Raw genomic sequence first — 22,158 nt, 5'->3', positions numbered from 1 at the left:
ACAGATGGATGCAACCGTCTACGTACGACTCAGCCTCGACCAGCACGGCGACGAACTGGGCGTGAAGCGGCAGGAGGAAGAGTGTCGGGCGTTCGCCGCAGCCCGTGGCTGGACCGTACGGGAAGTGATCGCGGACAACGACGTCAGCGCCACCTCGGGCAAGGTCCGACCGGGGTTCGAGCGGTTGTTGGCGTCCCAGCCTGACGCGATCCTCTGCTGGCACACTGACCGGCTCGTGCGCAAGACGGAAGACCTGTTGCGAGTGATCGCACTCGGGATCAACGTCCACGCCATTCACGCCGGACACCTTGACCTCGCGACTCCGGCCGGGCGGGCTACGGCCAAGACGGTCACGGCGTGGGCGGAGTACGAAGGCGAGCAGAAGGCGCTACGGCAGAAGGCGTCGAATCTTCAGGCGGCGAAGAACGGCAAGCCGCACAAGGCGGGCTTGCGAACCTTCGGATACGCCGACGACTACGTGACCGTGGTCGAGGACGAGGCGGAAGCGATCCGCAAGGGCGCCGAGATGGTTCTTCAGGGCGAGACCCTGGCGGCTGTCGCCCGCTACTGGACCGGCCTCGGCCTGCTCGCTCCTCGCTCGTCGTCCGGCACTGCGAAGGGCGAGGCGAAGGGGTGGGGCGTAGGCGGGGTGAAGAAGGTCCTCATCTCCCCTCGGTACATCGCTCAGTCCACCTACCGGGGCGAGGTGATGGGCGAGGGCCGGTGGCCCGCGATCCTGGACGAGGCGACGCACTACGCCGTCGTGTCGGCACTGACGAACCCCAAGCGGTTCACGGGTGGCGCACGGACCGGCTCGGCCCCTCAGACCCTGCTCGCCGGACTGGCTACGTGTGAGCGTTGCGGGGAGACCGTGCGGGGCGGCATGTATCGAGGGACCCCGGTCTACCGCTGCGGACAGAAGCACGTGCGCGTGCCCCGAGAGCTGGCCGACACGCGAGCTGGTAACGCTGTCCTGGCGCGGATCGTCTTCCCCGACTTCCTGCCTTGGGTTCTCGGCGCTCGACAGGAGCAGGGAGACGACTCGGCTCACCTTCACCAGGAAGCGCAGACCCTGCGGGAGCGGCTCGATGGGTTGGCTGTGGCCTACGCTTCGGGCTCGATCACCCTGTCTCAGATGACGGCCGGTACCGAGGCGATCCGGGCCAGGCTGAACACGATCGACGAAAAGCTGTCCGGCGTTACCGGCCTGCCCCCGATCGATCCCGTGTCTGGCATCGCTGGCCTGATTCAGGACTGGCCGAACGCTCCACTCCCCGTACGTCGAGCGTGGGTCAAGTTCGTCACCACGATCACGATGCACTCGAACGGCTTCAAGAAGGCGGCGAAGATGACCGTGGACGACTACATGTCCGTGGACTGGAACCACACCGCCGACGACGACCCCGACGCGTAGCGAGCCTCGCTCGACTGGCCCCGCTCTCATCCGAGGGCGGGGCTCCGTCATGTCTGGTCGGAGGGGCGGGGGCTCGGCCGGCAGGTTGACGACCGAGCAACCTGCCGTGTAGGAAGATCCTCCCGTTCCTTCGAGGGGCGGGCACCGTAGCTCCCGTCGTGTGACGGCGGTAGAGCTGGCCACTCCGTGTAGCGGCCGCCATCCCAAGGGGCTGGCAGGGGAAGCCGAGGGCACCCCGAAGCGCAGGACGGTACTGCGCGACTTCCACTCACCCGCCGAGGTACAGCCACACGCTGACCTCGGCCGCAGCCGGGAGGTCGCCACCCCTTGACCAGCACCATCAACTTCGGCCCCGGCCGCCCGTGGGGCGGGGTATCTCAGCGCGAGTATCAGCGCATGGCCCAAGACCCCCGACACCAGCTCGCCTACCGCATCCACTTCGCGGCGCTCGGTTGGGCCGACCGCCACGGACACGCAAGCTTCGGCCCCGGCAAGCTCGCCGTACTGCTCGGCAAGGAGGGCAAGCCCCTGTCCGACCAGAGCACGAACAACGCCCTGGCCCGCGCCAGGGAGCTGGAGCTTGTCTCGCCCCGATCGGGGGCCGCTTGCCTTGTCCTCCCTTCTCATGTCTTCCAGAAGAGAAAGGGCGCACCCGTGCCGTGCCGCCTGCACCTCGATCGGTGACTACATCTCTCGCGTGTAGTCAGCACACGCCTGACGTGTACGGAGACGGCATCTCACCTGCGGAAACGTTCGCGTCTTCTCTTGTCTTTTTGGCCTCACAGCTTTTGTCCTCACAGCGCGGCCCCGTAGGGGCCGACAGAGGGAAGCCACGTACGTACTTACGTCAGCGGCAAGGAGAAGTAGGGCGCGCAGCGCCCCCAGTCACAAGGGCGGCGGCGAAGAGAACCAAGCAACAGGCGCGGCCTCCGGCCGCACAACCGGAAGACCTTCGCACGAGCGGCCCCGAAGGGGCCGACATCAGGAAGACCAGGGAGTTGGCCAAGGGGGGTGCTGCCGCGCCCCACTCCCAAGACCCAAGGCAAGGCGCTCGGGCAAGGGGCCGCTACGCGGCCACAACGGGAGGCAGCAGACGACAAGCCCCGAAAGGGCTTCACTCTTGTGCAGGCCCTGAGCGCCGGCGAACCCGGGCGCAGCCCTCCCACCTGCATCTTCTTCGCCGTTGCCTCGCTCCGCCGCTGCCTTGACGGGGTCTGAAACCGTGGCAGGATTTGAGCCGCCAAGACATGGCGGTCCGGACTTGCCCGCCAGGGGGTCATACCCCACCCCCGTTCGCATCCTCAGGGGGTTCGGTTACCTGCTCTCGCCGAAGCTGCACGAGAAGGGATCGGCAGATCCAGTCGAAGAGTCCGGAGCCCGCCTGGTTCAACTCGTAGGCCAAGGTTTCCGCTTCCTCGTAGGAGATCTCGACCTGGGTCATTGCCGTGCGCCTCTTACTGACCAGTGCCCACGCTCCGCTGGGTAGCGGTTCGGTCTCCGGCACCTGCTCGGGCGACCACATTCCGTGCACCAAATGGTTTCGTCGGGCGAGCAAGGGCTTAAGCGTTGCAAGTTTGGAGCGGCACTCGATGCGCTGGGCTTCCGTGATCTCCCGGTTGATCTTCACGAGCGCCGTAGACGTATCGATCAGCTCATGCGATCCAAGCCCCGCGGTCACGACCTCGGCGTACTTGCTGCCGATGAGACAGGTCATGAGTTTGCGCAGGTAGAACTCCAGCGCAGCGCTCTGTCTGGCTACCTCACCGACCAGGAGAGACATGCGCTTGTCTATCTCTTTTATCTCCTCGTCCGATCGGAGGATCGGAAGCCCATCGAGATGGCTTGGCAGGACCGCTTCGTCAGACATGTCGAAGAGCGTACCGAGAGACGTCTCGCAAACCGTCGTTTTCGGGACGAGCCGAGCAGGTTCGGGACGTGTCCGTTTCGCCCATGCCTGGATGTCTCGTAACCCGTCCCGAAACATCTCCCTCGGGACTGGCTTTCGGGACACGTTTGTGAGACGGTCTCGTCATGACCACGAACACCCCGGCCGCACAGGTCGAACGCCACGGCTGCCCGAAGTGCGAAGCTCCCGCCGGTAGCCCCTGCCGCACGACCACGGGGAAGGTGGCAGCGAACTACCACACAGGCCGCTTCGCCCTGGTGCCCGCGCTCAAGGCAGAACTGACCGTGAAGACTCCGGCCGACCGCAGCCCCGGTAAGGCGTGGACACAGGGCGCTCCTGTCACACAGGCGCCCGACGCGATACCGGGCGCAGCGATCCGACTGGGCTACGCCCGTTGCTCAACCGTTGGGCAGGAACTCCAGTCTCAGTTGGACATGCTGGCCCGTGCCGCCTGCACCCGCGTGTTCTCGGAGAAGATCAGTACCCGCGTGAAGGAGCGGCCGGAGCTTGAGAAGGCGCTCACGCTGGCACGGGAGATCAAGGCAGCCGCACCGAATCAGCCGGTCATCCTGACCGTGGTCGAGATGAAGCGGCTTGCCCGCAGTGCGGCAGAGCTGATGACGCTGTCTTCCACCCTTCAGGCTGACGGCATCCAACTGGAACTCCTGTCCGGTCCCCTTCAGGGTGTGTACGACCCGAACGGGGCGGGTGCCATCGTGTTCGCCGTGCTCGCCGTGAGTGCAGAGGTGGAGCGGGAAGGCATCCGGGAGAAGACCTTGGAAGGTTTGGAGGCTGCGGCCCGCAAGGGCAACGTCGGTGGGCGGCCGTCCGTCTTGGATGACGACAAGCTCGCCGTAGCCCGTGCCCGGCACGCCAAGGGAGACAGCGTCACAGCCATCGCCAAGGCTCTGGGAATCGGCCGCGCCACGTTGTACCGCCACCTGGGAGAGAGCGCCTGAGGCAGGCACACAGGGACACAGGCAGGCCCCCGGCATCACGTCGGGGGCCGCTGTCATGCGCGGGCCTGTCAGGCACTGACCTCTGAGTGAAGGGGAACTGGTGGCCGAACGCCCGTGAGTGACTCCGCCCGAGCGAGAAGGTGCGGGGCCAGGTCCGGGTACCAGCCACGGGCTACCGCTTGCAGCATCTCCGCCAGGGCCGCAAGCTCCCCGACTCGGCCGGCTGGGGTGTTCAGGACCGAAGTGAACTCCAGCCGGATGCGGTCCGCCACATCGGGAACGAGCAGGCTGTTCGCGTGAAGAAGACCCACGTCGTAGCCGTAGGGCACCAGGCCCCACCGCTCCCAGTCCAGCAGGGTCAGGGGCATGGTCGTGAGGTTGCCCCAGTGCAGGTCACCATGCCCGGTCACCCGCTCCACCTTGGCCGGGGCAGGGATGCCGAGGAACTGGGGGAAGGCTCGTTCGATCCACCCGTCCCGGACAGTGACCTTTACTCCCTCCGCCTCAGCGAGCAGGGCCAGGGACCGGCGCAGGTCGGCCCACCACTCGTCAGGCAAGCCGGGGTTGCGGTCCAGGTCGGCCCGCTCCGGGGACACGACGGGGTGCGTCACGTAGTCGAGGACTTCGGCCTCGAAGGCCCACTCCCCGTCAGTCCAGTCGTGCACCTCGTACAGCCTCGGGCGCGGGACCGCGTCAGGCACCAGCAGGGAGGCACCCACGATGCCCTCCACCTGCTTCCTGCCCGCGTTCCTCCTGGCCGTCCGGCCCACCCGTAGCCACCGCTCCCCCGCCTGCCGACCGAGGGTCACACCTTGGAACCCCCAGGCCAGCGGACCCGTACACGTGAGACCCAGAGCCTTCGCCGCCCTGTCGTGGGCAGCCTCCATCAGCGCCTGTACGTCCTCACTCGGCGGCGAGTTCATCGGTCACCCTCCTCAGTTCCTCGGCCGTCAGGGGCGCAGCCAGAGCCTTCGCCGCATCGTCCCAGTGTTCGCGGGTGCTCGCGGAAGTCAGGACGACATCGAGGCCGGGGCACGATCCGGCAGCCAGCAGGGCAGCGGCTGCGGCCGACAGGCCGGGACGGATGAAGTTCACCAGTTCGGGTGTCATGGCATCCAGCAGTTCGCCGCCGTGCAGAGGGGCGGAGCCGAACGTGATCAGCCCCGCGTCCTTCGCCTGCACCAGCGGTCCGCCGCCGTCGAGTGCCTGCCTGATCAGGCCATCCATGATCAGACTGACGGGCATCTGCAACCCCGTGAAGTGGTGCTCGGCGGAACCCGCCGCCTGTCGAGCGAGCCCAAGCAACTCGGGAACCGTGAACGCTTCGGAGGTCAGGCCCGTCCAGGTGGCGACGCCGTACCCGCCGATCCTGCCCGCATGGGCGAACTCCTCCAATACCGTGAAGGCTTCCCGCACACGCCAGTGCAGAGCGGCACGGTCAAGGCCGTGCCCGCGGTGCTCAGGGTTGTGTACGAACACCAGGTCCACGCGGCCGAGTGCGCCCAACGAACGCTCCGTCTGCCAGCGAACGAAGCCCGGTTCAAGGCTGTGCCGACTGGCCGTCTCTTCCCGGGTGAGCACGCCTTCAGCCAGGGCGGTGCGGCCCTGCTCCTCCGTGAAGAACCCTGTCTTCGTGGCCACCCGAACGGTGGGGTACTCCGCGAGAACCGGGCGCAGCGCCTCGTGTGCTCCACCGTGGGCGTAGTTGGGTGCCGTATCCACCCAGGGGCTACCGGCAGCCAGGGCGGTGCGTGCCGCCTGACTGACGGCACGCACGCGGTATGTCCCCAGGGAGAGAGCGGCAGTCACAGCGCGGTCCCCACGACCGCGACGGCGTGGCCCTCGATGAGGGCGGAGACCAGCTCGGCCACGTCTTTGATCTCCAATCCGGCGGAGTCGGCCATCTCTCCGAGCGTGGTCGGCTGACCGGTCAGCAGCGTGCCCAGGACGGGAAGGGCCGACTCGGCGAAGTCCCAGGCGGTACCGGCCGCCGAGAACGTGACCGTGCTGTGGGCGGGGTTCGCCGTCAGACGGCTCCGAGGGGCGGTCAGCTTGACCGTGATCTCAGGTCGTGCGGGCAGCCCGTCCACGTAGGGCAGCGAGGGAATGGCGTGCCCCAGGTCGGTCGTGTCGATGGACTCCGCCCACCGCTCCACCAACCGGGGATCGGCCAGTTCGTTCAGCACCTCACCGCGTAGCGCGGCCATGAAGTCGGAGTGCTCACTCAGTGAGGCAAACCGCGGGATGTCCCTGCGCAGAGCGAGGGACGACCGGAGCTGATCCACGACCCAGAGCATGAGGTCCGCACCCGTGTGCGGGACCATGCCGAACGTCAGGTGAAGGGACTCCGTCCCCTGGTCAGCCGTGACCGCGTGCCACCAACCGCGCGGCAGGTAGAGCACATCACCAGGGGCGAGAACGATGTCCGCCACCGGGTCGCCCTCGGGCCTCTCTGGCGACTCCACGTCCCGGAAGGCCGGAGCCTCACGTGTGGAGCCGTACAAGCGCCACCGCTTCGAGCCGTGGACCTGCACCACCACGACATCGTGGTCGTCCCAGTGCAGGCCGAAGCCCTCCCGGTCCGTCCAGGACGCGTACGCGTTGGCTTGCACGGACGTGCCGAGGAACCGTTCAAGACCTTCGGCAGCCACACCCACCACCGGGTGGATCTTCTCGACCGCATCGAGGACCAGCGACGCCCCGTCCTTGAGCTGGGCGTGGAGGTCGGCCGGCTGGATGCGCGACCAGGTGACCGCGCGGCGGTTCGTGGTGGGGATCGCGTAGCGGTGAAGGGGGACCATCTCGCCATCCACCGACAGGCGCAGCCGAGGCGGCTCCAGTCGTTGCGTGGCGATGATCCGATTCAGGTCGTCCCAGGAGAACAGGCCCGCCGTGTCGGCGGTGCCGGGGAAGTGCGCGTAGGAGCGGTGGTACGTCTGGGCGAGGAACGTGTCCCCGCCCAGACGCCCCGCCCACGAGGCGGCATCAAGCATCGTGGGCAGCCCCGTCAGTCGTTGCCGTCAGAACGCCCGCTACTGACGTCCGACTCCTGCTCGGAACGCGTCCGCGCGGCCACGATCTTGCGCTTCGCGACGAGCAGGCCACCCCCCTCGGGGGTCGCCGATCCGGTGTTCTCTTCCAACATCGGACTTACCTCTCTACTCGGAAATACCCGCCGGGAATCCGGCGGGGGGAACGGGAGGGCAGCAGCCTTTACGGCAGCTACCGCGTCGCAAGGGCTCCGGCCAGGAACACGGCCGAGCCGCCGAGGATCATGGCCAGGTAGAGCGGACCTGCGTACCGGCCGAAGCGGCGCAGTACCCAGTTCTGTAAGCCAGACCTCACGCCGTCCCCGGCTCGATGTCAGCCGGGCGCAGCGAAGTGGCGGACAGCGAGTCGCGCCCCGTGCAGCGGGCACACCCGCAGGGCGGGTATCGGCCCGGGTCGGACAGGATGACGAACGAGTCACCCTCCCGAACCCTGGTGCTCTGCTTCCAGGTGCGACCCGAGTCACGGGACACCCGAAGGCTCATGAGAACGCGGCGATCAGTGCCGAGGTCCACGGCCCGAGTGGAGCCGGAGCCATCGTTCGTCATGCCGTTCTGCGTTCCCATGTCCCCACCCTTCCGCAGGTTCTCGCCCGTGCCGTTTGCGACAACCCCAAGGAAACCGCCGGGAGTCCGGACTCTCCACGGCATCGATGCGGCAGTCTTGATGCAGATCCGTGCACGGCAGCGACGTAGGTTCAGGTCATGGGAAGGGGCCGTCATGGGACTGGCGGAACGGCGCAAGACCCTGGGCTACAGTCAGGAGAAGTTGGCTCAGTTACTCGGGGTAGACCGAACAACGGTCGGACGCTGGGAGCGCGGCAGGATCGAACCCCAGCCACCCCAGCGACGGGGCTTGGCCAGTGCCCTCGAAGTCACTCTCATCGAGCTTGACGCCCTCTTGCCGCAGCCACGAGCCGCCAGCCAGGAGGCCACAGGGCAGGAGTCCAGTGACCACCCAGGCGTGGGAGACCCCGACGACATGATCCGCCGCGAATTCCTCCGCATCCTCACCGTGAGCGGAGCCCTCACGACCCTGCCGCTGGACGAGGCCGAAGCCCTCACCGACGGGGTGCGCAGGGGCGCACCATCCGACTTCGCGCGGATGAACAGCCACCTCTGGCAGGTCTACCAACTGGCCCGCTCCAAGGGCTCTGTCTACCCCATCGTCCGCGACCAGCTCGCCACGCTGAACGAAGCCCTGGCAACGGACACCCGAGGCAACTCCCGGCCACTCCTGAACGCGGCAGCCAACCTCTTCCAACTCGCCGGAGAAGTCGCCTTCGATGCCAACCGATACACCGACGCGGCAGCGTCCTACGCCCTGGCAGCTTCCGTCAGCAAGGACGCCGGAGCCTTCGACCTGTGGGCCTGCGCCCTGGTGCGGCACGCCTACGTGGACATGTCGGAGCAGCGATACCGGCAGGCTGCGCAGCTCCTGACACTGGCCGAGAGGCTGGCGGGGAGGGGAGACAGCACCCTCGCCACGCGGCACTGGGTCGCCTCAGTCCAGGCCGAGGCGTACGCCGGCCTCGGAGACCTGGCCGGGTGTGAACGGGCACTCGCCCAAGCAGAGAGCGTCAGGGACCTGACCACAGGCAGCACCAACGGCGGATGGCTGCGCTTCGACGGCACCCGGTTGGCGGAGGAACGGGGCGCGCGTTACGTGCAGCTCGGTCGCCTTGACCTGGCGGAGGAGACCCTGACGGAAGCACTGCAACAGACCGAGCTTGCGTCTGGGCAGTCCTACCGGCGCAGGGGTGCTGTGTTGGCTGATCTTGCCGCCATCGGTGCCAAGCGACGTGACCCCGAACAAGTCGTGCTGTACGGGCGGGAAGCCGTCCAGTTGGCGCAAGCCTCAGCCTCGGGCTACGTCGCCCGTAGACTCCAAGCCCTGTGCAGCGAGTTCGGCCCCCTGGCCGGGGACCACCGCGTAGCGGAGCTGGGGGCAGAGATCGCCACGCTGAGCACGCAGTGACGAGAGGGGATGGCATGTCGCAGATCGAAGGTGCACGACTGTTCCGGGAAGCGTGGATCACGGGCGTCCACCAGCACTTCCCAGGCGAGCCGAAGCCCGGCTACGTGACCCCGTGGGACGACACCCCCCAGTGGGAGCGCGAGGCCGCAGGCTCTGTCTACGAGCAGGTCCGCCAGTTCATCGAGATCAGCAGTGGCCATGCTGCCCGGTTGTCCCGGGAGCAGAAGGGCCGGTTCGTCGCCACCTGCTGGACCGCTCAGATGTTCAAGCACTTCGAGGACCCGAAGCCCGGCTACGTGGCCGACTGGCCGGACCTGCCGAAGTGGCAGCAGGAGACCGACGTCGACATCTTCGAGGCAATCGAGAAGGCGCTCAGCCACCGCTGATGAAGGCGGAGCCCCTCGGTCTCAGTCAGTCGCCTGGGGCCGAGGGATGGGTGGGCGAGTCGCAGCACCTCGGCGTGCCCACACAAGGCTCGTGCACGCATCCACCATCCAAATGATGGTTCCCCCAAGCATCACCACGCGAACTCCGTGTGCAGCGGCTCGATGAGCAGGCCGGGCAGAGAGGCGAAGGCGGCGGCGCCGATGATCGTCACGAAGGTGACGGCGGCGACGAACCAGGCGCGGTGGACGCGCCCGGCCGGCCGCGGCGCGTCGCCCGCAGTGCCCGCGGCGGCCGTGGAGGTGGAGGCGGTGTGTGTCACGCGGACCAGCTTCGGGCCTGCGGAGAACCGGACGACAGTGGCCTGGGTGTCATGCTTCGCTACGATCGGGCCATGGACTCGAAGCAGGGCGCGCATCGCGTCGTCGTACTCGCCCTCACCGGCCTGCTGCCCTTCGAACTCGGCATTCCGCACCGGATCTTCGGCCGGGCCAAGGATCCGTCCGGGCGGCCGCTCTACACGATCCTGACCTGCGGGCTCGTCCCCGGGCCGGTGCGCACCGACGCCGACTTCGCGGTCCACGTCGAGCACGGCCCGGAACTGCTGGCCACGGCGGACACGGTGGTGGTGCCCGCCTCGTACGAGCTGGGCCCGGTGTACGAGCACGGCCGCCTGACCGACGAACTCGCCGCCGCGCTCGCGTACATCCGGCCCGGCACCCGGCTCGTCTCCATCTGTACGGGTGGTTATGTGCTGGCCGCCGCCGGGTATCTGGACGGCCGCCGGGCCACCACCCACTGGGCCTCGGCCGAGCACTTCCAGCGGCTCTTCCCGGCCGTACGGGTCGACCCGGGCGTGCTCTACACCGACGACGGGGACGTGCTGACCTCGGCCGGTGTCGCCGCGGGCATCGATCTGTGCCTCCACATCGTGCGCCGCGACCACGGCGCCGCCGTCGCGAACGAGGTGGCCCGGCGGACCGTCGTACCGCCCCACCGGGAGGGCGGGCAGGCACAGTTCATCGAGCGCCCGGTGCCCCAGCCGCAGCTCGCCAGCACCACGGCGGCCCGCGCGTGGGTGCTGGACCGGCTGCACGAGCCGCTGCGGCTGAGCGACCTGGCCCGGCAGGAGGCCATGTCCGTACGGACCTTCACGCGCCGCTTCCGGGAGGAGTCCGGGGTCAGCCCGGGCCAGTGGATCGTCGGGCAGCGGGTGGAGCGGGCCCGGCGGCTGCTGGAGCAGACGGATCTGCCGATGGAGCAAGTGGCGCGGGAGACCGGCTTCGGGACGGCGCAGTCGCTGCGCAAGCACGTGCAGGCGGCGCTGGGGGTGAGCCCGACGGCTTACCGGCGCACCTTCCGCGACGGCGCGAGCACGGCGGAGGGCGGCGCGAGGCGCGAGCCGTCTCCTGGCGGACCTTCAGCCGGTGCCCGGCCCGTGCGGTGACCTCTCCCGCCGCCCACTGGTGTCCTCGCCGAGGCGGGGCCCGAACGATCGGAGTGCGTCGGGCCGTCGCCGCCGCCCGTACCGGAGGCCCCGCCTCACCGGCCGCTGGAACGGCGCTGCCGCCATGAAACGGCCAGACGTCACCGCGGGGGCCGAAGCGGAGGGAACCGCAGCTCAGGGCGGTACCGCCGCCGCCGGTCGGCCCCTTCCGGACGCCTTCCTCGCGGCCCTGCCCGCCCTCGTCGCGGCGGGCTGGTCGGCGCTGGGAGCCGCATCGGGGAGAATGGCCCGTATGAGCGATCGTTCCCCCGAGTCCACCGTCCCGCACCGTGCGGGCTTCGCCTGCTTCGTCGGCCGCCCCAATGCGGGGAAGTCGACCCTCACCAACGCACTCGTGGGCACCAAGGTCGCGATCACCTCCAACCGGCCGCAGACCACCCGCCACACCGTCCGCGGCATCGTGCACCGCCCCGACGCCCAGCTCGTCCTCGTCGACACGCCCGGCCTGCACAAGCCGCGCACGCTGCTCGGCGAGCGCCTCAACGACGTCGTTCGGACCACCTGGGCCGAAGTCGACGTCATCGGCTTCTGCGTGCCGGCCGACCAGAAGCTCGGCCCCGGCGACAAGTTCATCGCGAAGGAACTCGCGGGGATCAAGAAGACCCCCAAGATCGCCATTGTGACCAAGACCGACCTGGTCGAGTCCAAGGCCCTGGCCGAACAGCTCCTCGCCATCCACCAGCTCGGCGCCGAGCTCGGCTTCGAGTGGGCCGAGATCGTCCCCGTCTCGGCGGTCGACGGCAGTCAGATCCAGCTGCTGGCGGACCTGATCGCGCCGCTGCTGCCGGAGAGCCCGCCGCTGTACCCGGAGGGCGACCTCACCGACGAGCCCGAGATGGTGATGGTCGCGGAACTGATCCGCGAGGCCGCGCTGGAAGGCGTACGGGACGAGCTTCCGCACTCCATCGCCGTGGTCGTCGAGGAGATGATCCCGCGCGAGAACCGCCCGGCAGACCGGCCGCTGCTCGACATCCACGCCAACGTCTACATCGAGCGGCCGAGCCAGAAGGGCATCATCATCGGCCCGAAGGGCGCCCGCCTGAAGGAGGTCGGGATGAAGTCGCGCAAGCACATCGAGGCGCTGCTCGGGACCCCGGTCTTCCTCGACCTCCACGTGAAGGTCGCCAAGGACTGGCAGCGGGACCCCAAGCAGCTCCGCAAGCTCGGCTTCTAGGGCCCCGCGGCAGGTCAGAGCGTCGCGGCGGGGGCCGGCTCCCGGTCGGCCCCGTCCCTCTGCCGGGGCCGGGCCGAGCCGGCCGGGTCCGCCGGTGCCGTGCATGGCCACCGGCGGTCCGCCGCCCGCTGGACCCGCCGGCCGAGGCGCTGCATCGGCAGCTCGACCAGGCGGTACATCAGGTGGCTCGCGGCCAGCACCACGCCGAGGAAGATCGCCGTCCAGGCGATACGGCCGAGCGTCGAGGACGGCAGCGGCGGAACCCCTACCCACGGGCCGACGGTGCGCAACAGCGGGATGTGCAGCAGGTACACCGAGAAGCTGACCGCTCCGAGCCAGGTCAGCACCTTCGGGAAGCGCCGTGCCCGGACGAGGAAGCCGAGGCCGAACAGGGCCCAGGCGGCGAGGTAGGAGATCGACCAGGCCTCCCAGCCAGAGGTCCAGGTGTGATGCTCGACGCCGCCCCGGTTGTACAGCCAGCCGACCAGCACACCCGCGACGATCACGAAGCCGCAGCAGAGCAGCGCCGGAACCCGGGCCAGCTGGCCGTGCTGCGCCCGGTACACCACGGTGCCGGCGAACATGGTCGCGAAGATCATCCACGTCTCGAACGAGGGGGCTCGGCTGTTCAGCGTGATCAGCACCAGGCCGAGGCCGGCGAGCAGCAGGGCGCCCGTTCCGGTCAGGATCCTGTTGCCGCTGAGCACGCCGGCGAAGCCCGCGAGCACGAGCGGCGTGACGATCAGCAGGAGCAGCCGGGTCGAGCCGAGTTCCGCAGTCAGGAGCTGGGTGCCCACGGCTGTGCCGACCGCCAGGGCGACGGCGGCGAAGGCGACCGCGATCCGGCCGCTGTGCCGGTGCAGGCCGCGGGTGAACAGCGCGGTGACGAAGAAGTAGAAGATCATCTCGTAGCAGAGCGTCCAGGTGACGTTCATGCTGTTGATGACGCCGAGCACATCCTGGAGCATCAGGCCGTTCGCGACGAGCGAGGCCAGGTCGTCGCCGGTGCGCAGCAGTGCGACCGAGCCGTCGCCGTCCGGCAGCATCATGATCGAGAGGGCCAGGCAGGCGATCAGGGGCGGGTAGATCCGGAAGATCCGGCCGATCCAGAAGGCCCGGACGTCGCCCCGGCGCTCCAGCGAGGCCGGGATGATGTAACCGCTGACGATGAAGAAGAGCATGACGCCGAACAGGCCCATGTCGAAGTTCCGCCAGACCATGCCCCCGAAGGGCAGCATGTGCAGCACGTCGAAGTGGTGCAGTGCCACGACCAGGGCGGCGATGCCGCGCAGCGCGTCCAGCCAGCCGAGGCGGGCACCGGGCGCGGTGGCCGGGGCGGCGGATGTCCGCCGGGTGAACGGGGGTATGAGCTTCTTCACCGCAGAGACCCTAGCCGACACCCCGGCCCCCGAGCCCCCGCAGTCGGCCTCGCGAGGGCCGGGCCGGGACGTCGGGCAAGGCCCTGGCCTCTAGGCGAGCCGCCGCACCTTCACCGCGTTGTCCGTATGGGTCCCGGGCCGGCCGTCAGGCTGGTTCCGGGAGCCTGCGTGTTCCTCCGCGAGCAGGACCTCCCAGGCGTCCTGTGCCAGTTCCAGCTGGGCGAGGACCTCCTGCGGGGTCGGGAACTCGATGCCCGGGTGCGGGGGCTCCTCGGTTCCGGACGGCCATCCTCCGTGACCGACGACCAGCAGGATCCCGCCGGGTGCCACGGCCGCCGCGGCGGTGCGCAGGATCCGGGCGCGGGGGAAGTCGCCGTAGGTGTGCAGGAAGCACGCGGAGACGAGGTCGTACTCCCCGTCGGGGAAGGACTCCGCGAGGTCGTGCCGCTGCCAGTCGACGCGGTCGGCGACCCCCGCTTCGGCGGCGTGCGCGGCCGCGCGGGCGAGGGCGACCCCGGAGATGTCGGTGCCGGTGACCCGCCAGCCCTGCCGGGCCAGCCAGACGGCGTCGGCGCCCTCGCCGCAGCCGAGGTCAAGGGCCCGCCCGGGGGTCAGGTCCCCGGCCTCGCGGACCAGGGCGGCGTTGGGGTTGCCGCTCCAGATGCGGTCGCTCTCGCGGTAGCGGTCGTCCCAGAACTCCTCACGGCCGGCGTCGGTGCCGGCGGCGGGCGCGGGGGAGTGGGCGTGGGCGTGTGCGTGCGCGGGGGGCTGCGGGTGCTCGGGCATGGGGGCCTCTTCCTGTACGGGTGCCGTGCGGCCGATGCTCCGCCGACACCCACCCTCCGTGCAAACATCGTTGCCGTTCCGGCAAAAGGCGCCGCCCCCGGGGTCGGACCGGCTCAGCCGGCCGGCGGTTCCGCGATCAGAGCCGTCGCCACGCGGCGGAAGCCCAGGCGGCCGTAGACGCGGGCCACGTCCTCGTCTCCCGCCGAGAGGAAGACCGTACGGACTCCGCGGGAGCGGGCGTCCGCGACCAGGGCCGCGGTGACGCCGAGGGCCAGCCCCTGGCGGCGGGCCGACGGGAGGGTGCCCACGCCCACGACCTCGGCGATGTCGCCGACCGGGTTGTACTGGCCGGAGCAGAGCACCACGCCGCCCCGTGCGGCCGCGGCCAGTGCGGTGGCGCCCGACGCGATCCTCCCCGAGACCAGCGCCCGGCGGGCCTCCACCAACGGGTCCGTCATCGCCACCGCCAGCTCCGCGGGTCCGGCCTCGCCCACGGCGGTTCCGGGCGCGGCGAAGGCCAGCATCGGGACCGTCACCGCCGCTCCCAGCAGTGGATCGTCGGCGGCGAGCAGTCGTACCTCCGGATGCGGCGCCACCGCTTCCGCGTCGGCGGACAGCACCATCAGCGGATGCGCGTGGACGTGCAGCCCCGACGCCTCCGCCGCGGCGCGCAGTGAGGGGCTGGTTTCAGCCACCCACTCGAAGGCCTCGGGCACCTTCAGCTCCCGCTGTCGGGCCCGCACCCGCTCCACATCGGCGGCGGTGACGCCGCCGGCCCCGAGCGCGGGCCGCGCGTAGTACGGCCAGCCCGCGCCCTCCTGCACGAACAGGGTCAGAGGCCCGAAGTCCTCGGCCCGCGCCCCGCCCGTCCGCGGCACCGTGTCGTAGTACCGCTCCAGCTCGGACAGCGTCGTATCGATCACCTGGTCGGTCATCGCGCCATCCAAGCAAAGCGGCGGCGCTCAGGCACCTTCTTTCAGCACGCGGGAGATCAAGGCCCGTTGCGCCTCCGTCAGGCCCGGCTCGTGACAGGAGACCGTCCGGCCGTCCACCGAGATCCGGTACGAGAAGCCGTCCCGCACGTGCTCCGCCGGATCCCCCGGCGGACCCGGCCGCAGGGCCAGGTACGCCAGCGCCTGCCACTCCTCCTCGTCCGGCCGGCCGGAGGTGTCCACCTCGGCCCGGCGCTCGATGCCCGCGAAACCGCCTGTCCGTTCCACCTGAATCCGCATGGGGTCCGTCTACCCGGCCAGCGGGACGCCCACCGCCGACCACCCCTTCTGCAGCGCCTGGTGCTCCGCGCCGCCGTCCCCGTACCGGGCCACGGCCGCGGCCACCGAAAGCCGGGCGAAGTCGGCGAAGTCCGCGTCCGGGGCCAGGTCCCCGCCGGTCAGGGTGTCGTACCAGATCTGCCCGGCCCGTTCCCACGCCTTGCCGCCCAGCTCGGTCGCCGCGACGTAGAACGCGTGGTTCGGGATGCCGGAGTTGATGTGCACCCCGCCGTTGTCCCGGTGCGTCTCCACGTAGTCGTCCATCGTCGCGGGCTGCGGGTCCTTGCCGAGCTCGTCGTCGTCGTACGCCGTCCCCGGTGCCTTCATCGAGCGCAGTGCGACCCCGCTGACGCTCGGCCCGAGCAGTCCGGCGCCGATCAGCCAGTCGGCCTCCTGCGCCGTCTGCCCCAGCGAGTACTGCTTGATCAGCGAGCCGAACACGTCCGACATCGACTCGTTCAGGGCGCCCGACTGGCCCTGGTACTCCAGATTCGCCGAGTACTGCGTGACCCCGTGCGCCAGCTCGTGCCCGATGATGTCCACCGACACCGTGAAGTCGAGGAAGAGGTCCCCGTCCCCGTCACCGAAGACCATCTGCTGCCCGTCCCAGAAGGCGTTGTTGTACTTCTCGCCGTAGTGGACGGTCGCGTCGAGTGCGAGCCCGGCGTCGTCGATCGAGCGCCGCCCGAAGCCCTTGAGGAACAGCTCGAAGGTCGCCCCGAGCCCGGCGTACGCACGGTTGACGGTGGCGTCCGCGCTCGCCGGGTCGCCCTCCGCGCGCACCTTCTTCCCGGGCAGCCGGGTGCGCTGTTCGGCGTCGTAGACGGTCCGGTTCGGCTCGTCGGACACGGACGTCCGGAGCGCGCCGGTGATCCCCCGGACGGTGGTGACCCGGCGCCGGGTACGCAGGAAGGAGTCGCGTTCGAGGGTGCGCTGCGCGAGGTCGGCGCGCCGGGTGTCCCCGGATTGGGCGATCTTGTCGAGCAGGTGCGGCGGCACGACGGTGCAGAAGACGGGGTGACGGTGAGCGTGGGAGGCGTCCATGCCCGGCAATGTGGCACTGCGTCACGTCCCTGTCACTAGCTGCGACCATGATTCATCGCTCGTCTGAAAGCGGGGCGCCGCGTTGACGGACCGGCCGACTGTGGAGCCGAGTCCGTGGAGGAAAAGAGGTGTAGCTCACATTCAGTACAAATCGGACTAGGTGGTCTTGCATACTGAAACAGGTCCTCCCGTTACCGGGCGCCTCGGCTAGGCTCGTTCCATCATGCGTATCGGGCTGCTTCTCCTTAGCTGCCGCGGCGAGGGCCTGTAGTCGTAGGCCGACCCCCTCCCCGCGGAGTTCGGTGTTGCGGATTTACCACCCGTCCGTCGGCCGTCCCAGCGAACTAACGCGGACACGCGAGGAGCCCTACGCCATGAGTCAGCACACTTTCGTCGGTCGCCCCACGCCCATCACCAACGCGACTCACACCCAGAAGCCCTCCGGGATGCCGATCCACAAGTACGGCTTCTACGAGCAGGTGGACATCCCGGACCGCACCTGGCCGAACGCCCGCGTCACCAAGGCTCCCCGCTGGCTCTCCACCGACCTGCGCGACGGCAACCAGTCGCTGATCGACCCGATGACCCCCGCCCGCAAGCGCGAGATGTTCGACCTGCTGGTGCGCATGGGCTACAAGGAGATCGAGGTCGGCTTCCCGTCCTCCGGCGAGACCGACTTCAACTTCGTGCGCTCCATCATCGAAGAGGGTGCGATCCCGGACGACGTCACGATCTCCGTACTGACCCAGGCCCGCGAGGACCTGATCGAGCGGACCGTCGAGTCCCTGGTCGGCGCCAAGCGCGCCACCGTGCACCTGTACAACGCGACCGCCCCGACCTTCCGCCGCGTCGTCTTCCGCGGCTCCAAGGAGCAGATCAAGCAGATCGCCGTCGACGGCACCCGCCTGGTCATGGAGTACGCGGACAAGCTGCTGGGTCCCGAGACCGTCTTCGGCTACCAGTACAGCCCCGAGATCTTCACCGACACCGAGCTGGACTTCGCCCTGGAGGTCTGCGAGGCCGTCTGCGACGTGTGGCAGCCCGCCGAGGGCCGCGAGATCATCCTGAACCTGCCCGCCACCGTGGAGCGCTCGACCCCGTCCACGCACGCGGACCGCTTCGAGTGGATGGCCCGCAACCTGACCCGCCGCGAGTACATCTGCATCTCCGTCCACCCGCACAACGACCGTGGCACCGCCGTGGCGGCCGCCGAGCTGGCCCTGATGGCCGGTGCCGACCGCATCGAGGGATGCCTGTTCGGGCAGGGCGAGCGCACCGGCAACGTCGACCTGATCACGCTGGGCATGAACCTGTTCTCCCAGGGCATCGACCCGCAGATCGACTTCTCACAGATCGACGAGATCCGCCGCACCAGCGAGTACTGCAACCAGATGGAGGTCCACCCGCGCCACCCCTACGCGGGCGACCTGGTCTACACCGCCTTCTCCGGCTCCCACCAGGACGCCATCAAGAAGGGCTTCGACGCGATGCAGGCCGACGCGGCCGCGCAGGGCAAGAGCGTGGACGACATCGAGTGGGCGGTTCCGTACCTGCCCATCGACCCGAAGGACGTCGGCCGTTCCTACGAGGCCGTCATCCGCGTCAACTCGCAGTCCGGCAAGGGCGGTATCGCCTACGTCCTGAAGAACGACCACAAGCTGGACCTGCCGCGCCGCATGCAGATCGAGTTCTCCCGGATCATCCAGGCCAAGACCGACGCCGAGGGCGGCGAGGTCACGCCGAAGGCGATCTGGTCCGTCTTCCAGGACGAGTACCTGCCGAACCCGGAGAACCCGTGGGGACGCGTCCAGCTGCGCTCCGGCCAGACCACCACCGACAAGGACGGCACGGACACGCTGACCGTCGAGGCGGTCGTGGACGGCGTGGAGACCGTACTGAACGGCACGGGCAACGGTCCGATCTCGGCCTTCTTCGACGCGCTGGCCGGCATCGGCATCGACGCCCGCCTGCTGGACTACACCGAGCACACCATGAGCGAGGGCGCCTCCGCCGTGGCCGCCTCGTACATCGAGTGCGCGATCGACGGCCGCGTGCTGTGGGGCATCGGCATCGACGCCAACACCACCCGTGCCTCCCTGAAGGCGGTCATCTCCGCCGTCAACCGCGCGGGCCGCTGACCTCTTCGGTGCCCACTGCGAAGCCCCGCTCCTCCTTCGGGAGGGGTGGGGCTTCGCCGTCACTGGGCGGCCCCGCCGGCGGGGGCGCAGATCGGCCAAGTCCGGCTCCCGCGAGATGTTGTCTTGTCACACGGCTGACGCATCCTCATCGATGTGGCTAACATCACGCCAACCCGGCGATGTTGCCGGAAGGTGACGGAGGTGCGACGTGCTGCCAGTTCGGGGTGGGGACGGCCGGAAGCTGACGGTCTGGGGCACCCGTACCACCTGGAGCACCGTGGGGGACGGGGAGTTCTTCTGCCCCGCCTGCGGTGGAGACCGCAATTACCGCCGCCGCACCGGGCGCCGCCGGTTCACCGTCCTCGGGGTGCCGCTGCTGCCGCGCGGGCAGGCCGGACCGGTCGTGGAGTGCCAGGCATGCCGGAAGCGCTTCGGCACCGACGTCCTGGACCACCTCACCACCACCCGCTTCTCGGGGATGCTGCGCGACGCCGTGCACACCGTGACGCTGGCCGTGCTGGCCGCGGGCGGGACGGCCTCGCGCAGCGCCCTGGAGGCCGCCGTGTACGCCGTACGGGCCGCGGGCTTCCAGGACTGCACGGAGGAGCAGCTGGAGTCGCTCGTGGAGGCGCTGTCCACCGACGAGGGCCGGCTCGGGCTCTACGACGTCCCGGAGTGCTGCGGGGCCGCGCTGTCGATCGAGCTCCACGAGGCCCTGGAGCCGCTGGCCCCGCACCTGGCCGGTCCGGGCCGCGAGTCGATCCTGCTGCAGGGCGCTCGTATCGCGCTCGCGGACGGACCGTACATCCCGGCCGAGCGGGAGGTGCTGTGCACCGTCGGCGCGGCGCTGCGCATCGACGCGGACGAGGTGGCCCGCCTGCTGTCGGCGGTGCGGGCGCCGTAGGCGCCCGTCAGGGGAATGTGGCGGGCCCGGCGTCGTTCTCGCCGGGCCCGTTCTCGCGTACGAAGGCGCCCGCGGCGGCGCCGTCCGACCTCGCCCGGCCGCCGAAAGTGTCCGAAACGGCCGCGTACGACGTAACGATCCGGCCTCACGGGGTCGAAATGGAGCCCCTCCCGTACCTTTCGAGCCCCGAGAACCGAGCGCCGGGGCCTCGGCGAGTCCACCCCTTGGACGGTCTGGGCCGGGGCTTCGACTGGGTGTGGCCGGATCGCCGCGCAGTGCGTCACCGCAGGTCATCGGCTACGACTGGGCGGGGCGAGGGGCGAGAACGACAGTCTCGCCGCGCCTGCGCCCATACTGTGGCGCCGCCGGATGCACCACTGGAGAAAACTCCAAATCGGGCAACGAGGGACGTCAACGATTTGTAGAAGTTGACGATACCTGTGAGTGCCCTCACAGGCGTTCAATTTCGGTCACACGACGAGACGCCGCTGGTAACACCGCGGGGATTCGACTCACGTGAACGTCACTACAACCCCGGCGGATCAACGGGTTAGCGACCCACTCCGGCCAGGGACCACCAGATCTCCTCTCACTTACCTACCTCATTGAAGGGCAAGGCAGAGATGGCACGTGTCGCCGCCCGGCTCTCCGGCAACGGACAGCAGAGCACCCACCCGGTCGACGAGGTGCTCCCCCTCCCCAAGCTCGCGCTGTACGGCTTCCAGCACGTACTCGCGTTCTACGCCGGCGCGGTGATCGTCCCGATCATCGTCGGCAACGCGCTGAAGCTGAGTCCCGAGCAGCTGGTCTACCTGATCAACGCGGACCTCTTCACCTGCGGCATAGCCTCCATCATCCAGGCCTGGGGCATAGGCCGGATCGGCGCCCGGCTGCCGCTGATCCAGGGCGTGACCTTCACCGCCGTCTCCCCGATGATCGCCATCGGCCTCGGCGCGGGCGGCGGGACCGCCGCGCTGCTGGTCATCTACGGCGCCGTCATCACCGCCGGCATCGCGACCTTCGCCTTCGCCTGGCTGCCCGCCAAGGCGTTCCGGACGGTCATGCGGCTGTTCCCGCCGGTCGTCACCGGCACGGTGATCACCGTCCTCGGCGTCGTCCTGATCCCGGTCGGCCTCAACGACGCGGCCGGCGGCCTCGGCAGCCCCGACTTCGGCGCCCCCGAGCACTTCGCCTACGCCGGCGGCACGATGCTCTTCATCCTCGTGCTGATGAAGCTCGGCAAGCCGTTCCTGTCCAGCATCTCGATCCTGCTCGGCCTGGTCGGCGGCACGGCCATCGCCTTCCTCCTGGGAGACGCGAAGTTCGGCGACGTCGGCAAGTCCGACTGGATCGGCGTCACCACCCCCTTCCACTTCGGCGTCCCGAAGTTCGAGTGGTTCCCCATCGTCCTGATGCTCATCGTCATGCTGATCACCATGGTCGAGACGACCGGTGACACCTACGCCGTCGGCGACATCGTCGACAAGGAGGTCGACAGCGAGACGGTGGCCCGCGCCCTGCGTGCCGACGGCGCCGCGACCGCGCTCGGCGGTGTCCTCAACTCCTTCCCGTACGTGGCCTTCGCCGAGAACGTCGGCCTGGTGCGGATGACGAAGGTGAAGAGCCGGTTCGTGGTCGTCGCGGCCGGTGTCTTCATGATCATCCTGGGGCTGCTGCCCAAGGCGGCCGCGATCGTCGCCGCCGTCCCGCACGGAGTGCTCGGAGGCGCCGCGACCGTCATGTTCGGCATGGTCGCCCTGGCGGGCATCCAGACCCTGGCCAAGGTGGACCTCAAGGAGGAGAAGAACGCGCTGATCGTGGCCGTCTCCCTCGCCTTCGCCCTGCTCCCCGCGACGGTGCCGGTCTTCTTCTCGCAGCACATGGACGCGGACCTGTCCTCGCTCCTCAACAGCGGCGTCACCCTCGGCGCCACGTCCGCCATCGTCCTCAACCTGGTCTTCAACGGCCTGGCCAAGGACGACGCCCACGTCCTCGCGAAGGCCGCGGTCGCGTCGGTGTCCGAGCCCCCGGCGGACTCCGAGACGGCGGATTCCGGGACCCCGGCGGACTCCGGGACGGCGGATTCCGGGACCCCGGCCGAGGCCGGAACCGGGACGGATGCCGGCCCGGCGGCGCAGTCCACGACCGCGGCGCAACCGGTGGCCGCCTCCGCTACCACGGCAGCCATACCGCCCCAGTCCGGCGAGGCCGCCCCGGCCGCCGAGGGCGAACCCGCCCCGAAGCCGACCGCCTGAACGAGCATCCGG

The 22,158-nt window shown here is 69.5% G+C and carries 21 protein-coding genes and 1 pseudogene; 10 read left to right on the top strand and 12 right to left on the bottom strand.

Going from position 1 to position 22,158, the window contains the following annotated elements; translation table 11 throughout:
• The first annotated feature begins 4 nt into the window (after positions 1-4).
• The gene (locus tag ABZX75_RS01735) at positions 5-1,414 is read left to right on the top strand and encodes a recombinase family protein (protein ID WP_355406679.1); all 1,410 of its coding nucleotides are present in this window, start codon (positions 5-7) and stop codon (positions 1,412-1,414) included.
• Positions 1,415-1,741: 327 nt separating this feature from the next.
• Positions 1,742-2,098 carry a hypothetical protein gene (locus ABZX75_RS01730; RefSeq protein ID WP_355406677.1) on the top strand — a complete coding sequence of 119 codons (357 nt, stop codon included), beginning with the start codon at positions 1,742-1,744 and terminating at the stop codon, positions 2,096-2,098.
• Positions 2,099-2,690: 592 nt separating this feature from the next.
• Here ABZX75_RS01730 and ABZX75_RS01725 read toward each other — a convergent pair.
• On the bottom strand, positions 2,691-3,281 hold the full coding sequence (locus ABZX75_RS01725; protein ID WP_355406676.1) for a hypothetical protein: 591 nt from the start codon (positions 3,279-3,281) through the stop codon (positions 2,691-2,693).
• 164 nt (positions 3,282-3,445) lie between these two features.
• Between ABZX75_RS01725 and ABZX75_RS01720 the strand changes: the two genes are divergently transcribed.
• Complete coding sequence (locus ABZX75_RS01720; RefSeq protein WP_355406674.1) at positions 3,446-4,279, top strand: recombinase family protein; 834 nt, start codon at positions 3,446-3,448, stop codon at positions 4,277-4,279.
• 68 nt (positions 4,280-4,347) lie between these two features.
• On the opposite strand, the gene ABZX75_RS01715 is transcribed toward ABZX75_RS01720, so the two are convergent.
• From ABZX75_RS01715 to ABZX75_RS01695, 5 genes are all read right to left on the bottom strand, one after another.
• Complete coding sequence (locus tag ABZX75_RS01715; RefSeq protein ID WP_355406672.1) at positions 4,348-5,202, bottom strand: hypothetical protein; 855 nt, start codon at positions 5,200-5,202, stop codon at positions 4,348-4,350.
• Positions 5,183-6,055: an aldo/keto reductase gene (locus tag ABZX75_RS01710; RefSeq protein WP_355406670.1), complete on the bottom strand. Its 873-nt coding sequence runs from the start codon at positions 6,053-6,055 to the stop codon at positions 5,183-5,185. The genes ABZX75_RS01715 and ABZX75_RS01710 overlap by 20 nt, the downstream gene beginning before the upstream one ends.
• Positions 6,056-6,084: 29 nt before the next feature.
• Entirely contained in the window at positions 6,085-7,272 is a 1,188-nt protein-coding gene (locus ABZX75_RS01705; protein ID WP_355406668.1) for a cupin domain-containing protein, read from the bottom strand.
• 14 nt (positions 7,273-7,286) lie between these two features.
• Positions 7,287-7,424 (bottom strand): hypothetical protein, encoded by a 138-nt coding sequence (locus tag ABZX75_RS01700; RefSeq protein WP_355406666.1) that lies wholly within the window; start codon positions 7,422-7,424, stop codon positions 7,287-7,289.
• 77 nt (positions 7,425-7,501) lie between these two features.
• A complete protein-coding gene (locus ABZX75_RS01695; protein WP_267841606.1) occupies positions 7,502-7,624 on the bottom strand; it encodes a hypothetical protein in 123 nt (40 codons plus the stop codon).
• Between the two features lie 423 nt (positions 7,625-8,047).
• Here ABZX75_RS01695 and ABZX75_RS01690 point away from each other — a divergent pair, with 423 nt between their 5' ends.
• Together ABZX75_RS01690 and ABZX75_RS01685 are read left to right on the top strand one after the other, a co-directional pair.
• Positions 8,048-9,304: a helix-turn-helix transcriptional regulator gene (locus tag ABZX75_RS01690; protein ID WP_355406664.1), complete on the top strand. Its 1,257-nt coding sequence runs from the start codon at positions 8,048-8,050 to the stop codon at positions 9,302-9,304.
• A 14-nt stretch (positions 9,305-9,318) separates the two neighbouring features.
• The gene (locus ABZX75_RS01685; protein ID WP_355406662.1) at positions 9,319-9,690 is read left to right on the top strand and encodes a hypothetical protein; all 372 of its coding nucleotides are present in this window, start codon (positions 9,319-9,321) and stop codon (positions 9,688-9,690) included.
• 134 nt (positions 9,691-9,824) lie between these two features.
• Here the strand turns inward: ABZX75_RS01685 and ABZX75_RS01680 are convergent.
• Positions 9,825-10,010, bottom strand: a pseudogene (locus ABZX75_RS01680) (MFS transporter); the annotation flags it as partial.
• 72 nt (positions 10,011-10,082) lie between these two features.
• Here ABZX75_RS01680 and ABZX75_RS01675 point away from each other — a divergent pair.
• Together ABZX75_RS01675 and era are read left to right on the top strand one after the other, a co-directional pair.
• Positions 10,083-11,135: a helix-turn-helix domain-containing protein gene (locus tag ABZX75_RS01675; protein WP_355406660.1), complete on the top strand. Its 1,053-nt coding sequence runs from the start codon at positions 10,083-10,085 to the stop codon at positions 11,133-11,135.
• A gap of 283 nt (positions 11,136-11,418) precedes the next feature.
• Positions 11,419-12,369, top strand: a complete 951-nt coding sequence (gene era / locus ABZX75_RS01670; RefSeq protein ID WP_355407014.1) for a GTPase Era — start codon at positions 11,419-11,421, stop codon at positions 12,367-12,369.
• 14 nt (positions 12,370-12,383) lie between these two features.
• Here era and ABZX75_RS01665 read toward each other — a convergent pair whose 3' ends face one another.
• The 5 genes from ABZX75_RS01665 to ABZX75_RS01645 all read right to left on the bottom strand — a co-directional run bounded on the left by ABZX75_RS01665 (position 12,384) and on the right by ABZX75_RS01645 (position 16,849).
• Entirely contained in the window at positions 12,384-13,748 is a 1,365-nt protein-coding gene (locus ABZX75_RS01665; RefSeq protein WP_355406658.1) for an acyltransferase, read from the bottom strand.
• A 90-nt stretch (positions 13,749-13,838) separates the two neighbouring features.
• Positions 13,839-14,534, bottom strand: coding sequence for a class I SAM-dependent methyltransferase (locus ABZX75_RS01660; RefSeq protein WP_355406656.1), 696 nt, complete (start codon positions 14,532-14,534; stop codon positions 13,839-13,841).
• A gap of 113 nt (positions 14,535-14,647) precedes the next feature.
• On the bottom strand, positions 14,648-15,469 hold the full coding sequence (locus tag ABZX75_RS01655) for a GNAT family N-acetyltransferase (RefSeq protein WP_355406654.1): 822 nt from the start codon (positions 15,467-15,469) through the stop codon (positions 14,648-14,650).
• A gap of 27 nt (positions 15,470-15,496) precedes the next feature.
• Entirely contained in the window at positions 15,497-15,766 is a 270-nt protein-coding gene (locus tag ABZX75_RS01650; RefSeq protein WP_355406652.1) for a protealysin inhibitor emfourin, read from the bottom strand.
• A gap of 9 nt (positions 15,767-15,775) precedes the next feature.
• Positions 15,776-16,849: a M4 family metallopeptidase gene (locus ABZX75_RS01645; RefSeq protein ID WP_355406650.1), complete on the bottom strand. Its 1,074-nt coding sequence runs from the start codon at positions 16,847-16,849 to the stop codon at positions 15,776-15,778.
• 374 nt (positions 16,850-17,223) lie between these two features.
• On the opposite strand from ABZX75_RS01645, the gene leuA reads away from it, so the two are divergent.
• The 3 genes from leuA to ABZX75_RS01630 all read left to right on the top strand — a co-directional run bounded on the left by leuA (position 17,224) and on the right by ABZX75_RS01630 (position 22,146).
• Positions 17,224-18,987 carry a 2-isopropylmalate synthase gene (gene leuA, locus ABZX75_RS01640; RefSeq protein WP_355406648.1) on the top strand — a complete coding sequence of 588 codons (1,764 nt, stop codon included), beginning with the start codon at positions 17,224-17,226 and terminating at the stop codon, positions 18,985-18,987.
• Between the two features lie 208 nt (positions 18,988-19,195).
• Positions 19,196-19,891 carry a TerB family tellurite resistance protein gene (locus ABZX75_RS01635; protein WP_355406646.1) on the top strand — a complete coding sequence of 232 codons (696 nt, stop codon included), beginning with the start codon at positions 19,196-19,198 and terminating at the stop codon, positions 19,889-19,891.
• 623 nt (positions 19,892-20,514) lie between these two features.
• Positions 20,515-22,146, top strand: a complete 1,632-nt coding sequence (locus ABZX75_RS01630; protein WP_355406644.1) for a solute carrier family 23 protein — start codon at positions 20,515-20,517, stop codon at positions 22,144-22,146.
• Positions 22,147-22,158 lie beyond the last annotated feature (12 nt).

Origin of the sequence: Streptomyces sp. NPDC003038, assembly GCF_040611115.1 — a bacterium.
Classification (GTDB): domain Bacteria; phylum Actinomycetota; class Actinomycetes; order Streptomycetales; family Streptomycetaceae; genus Streptomyces.
This window is presented reverse-complemented; position numbering and strand designations above follow the sequence as displayed.

What these genes read in the sequence shown, in the direction of transcription:
- ABZX75_RS01735 (WP_355406679.1), top strand. Translation starts at nt 5, where the DNA reads ATGGATGCAACCGTCTACGTACGACTCAGCCTCGACCAGCACGGCGAC.
- ABZX75_RS01725 (WP_355406676.1), bottom strand. Translation starts at nt 3,281, where the DNA reads ATGTCTGACGAAGCGGTCCTGCCAAGCCATCTCGATGGGCTTCCGATC.
- ABZX75_RS01720 (WP_355406674.1), top strand. Translation starts at nt 3,446, where the DNA reads ATGACCACGAACACCCCGGCCGCACAGGTCGAACGCCACGGCTGCCCG.
- ABZX75_RS01715 (WP_355406672.1), bottom strand. Translation starts at nt 5,202, where the DNA reads ATGAACTCGCCGCCGAGTGAGGACGTACAGGCGCTGATGGAGGCTGCC.
- ABZX75_RS01705 (WP_355406668.1), bottom strand. Translation starts at nt 7,272, where the DNA reads ATGCTTGATGCCGCCTCGTGGGCGGGGCGTCTGGGCGGGGACACGTTC.
- ABZX75_RS01700 (WP_355406666.1), bottom strand. Translation starts at nt 7,424, where the DNA reads ATGTTGGAAGAGAACACCGGATCGGCGACCCCCGAGGGGGGTGGCCTG.
- ABZX75_RS01690 (WP_355406664.1), top strand. Translation starts at nt 8,048, where the DNA reads ATGGGACTGGCGGAACGGCGCAAGACCCTGGGCTACAGTCAGGAGAAG.
- ABZX75_RS01685 (WP_355406662.1), top strand. Translation starts at nt 9,319, where the DNA reads ATGTCGCAGATCGAAGGTGCACGACTGTTCCGGGAAGCGTGGATCACG.
- ABZX75_RS01675 (WP_355406660.1), top strand. Translation starts at nt 10,083, where the DNA reads ATGGACTCGAAGCAGGGCGCGCATCGCGTCGTCGTACTCGCCCTCACC.
- era (WP_355407014.1), top strand. Translation starts at nt 11,419, where the DNA reads ATGGCCCGTATGAGCGATCGTTCCCCCGAGTCCACCGTCCCGCACCGT.
- ABZX75_RS01660 (WP_355406656.1), bottom strand. Translation starts at nt 14,534, where the DNA reads ATGCCCGAGCACCCGCAGCCCCCCGCGCACGCACACGCCCACGCCCAC.
- ABZX75_RS01655 (WP_355406654.1), bottom strand. Translation starts at nt 15,469, where the DNA reads ATGACCGACCAGGTGATCGATACGACGCTGTCCGAGCTGGAGCGGTAC.
- ABZX75_RS01650 (WP_355406652.1), bottom strand. Translation starts at nt 15,766, where the DNA reads ATGCGGATTCAGGTGGAACGGACAGGCGGTTTCGCGGGCATCGAGCGC.
- ABZX75_RS01645 (WP_355406650.1), bottom strand. Translation starts at nt 16,849, where the DNA reads ATGGACGCCTCCCACGCTCACCGTCACCCCGTCTTCTGCACCGTCGTG.
- leuA (WP_355406648.1), top strand. Translation starts at nt 17,224, where the DNA reads ATGAGTCAGCACACTTTCGTCGGTCGCCCCACGCCCATCACCAACGCG.
- ABZX75_RS01630 (WP_355406644.1), top strand. Translation starts at nt 20,515, where the DNA reads ATGGCACGTGTCGCCGCCCGGCTCTCCGGCAACGGACAGCAGAGCACC.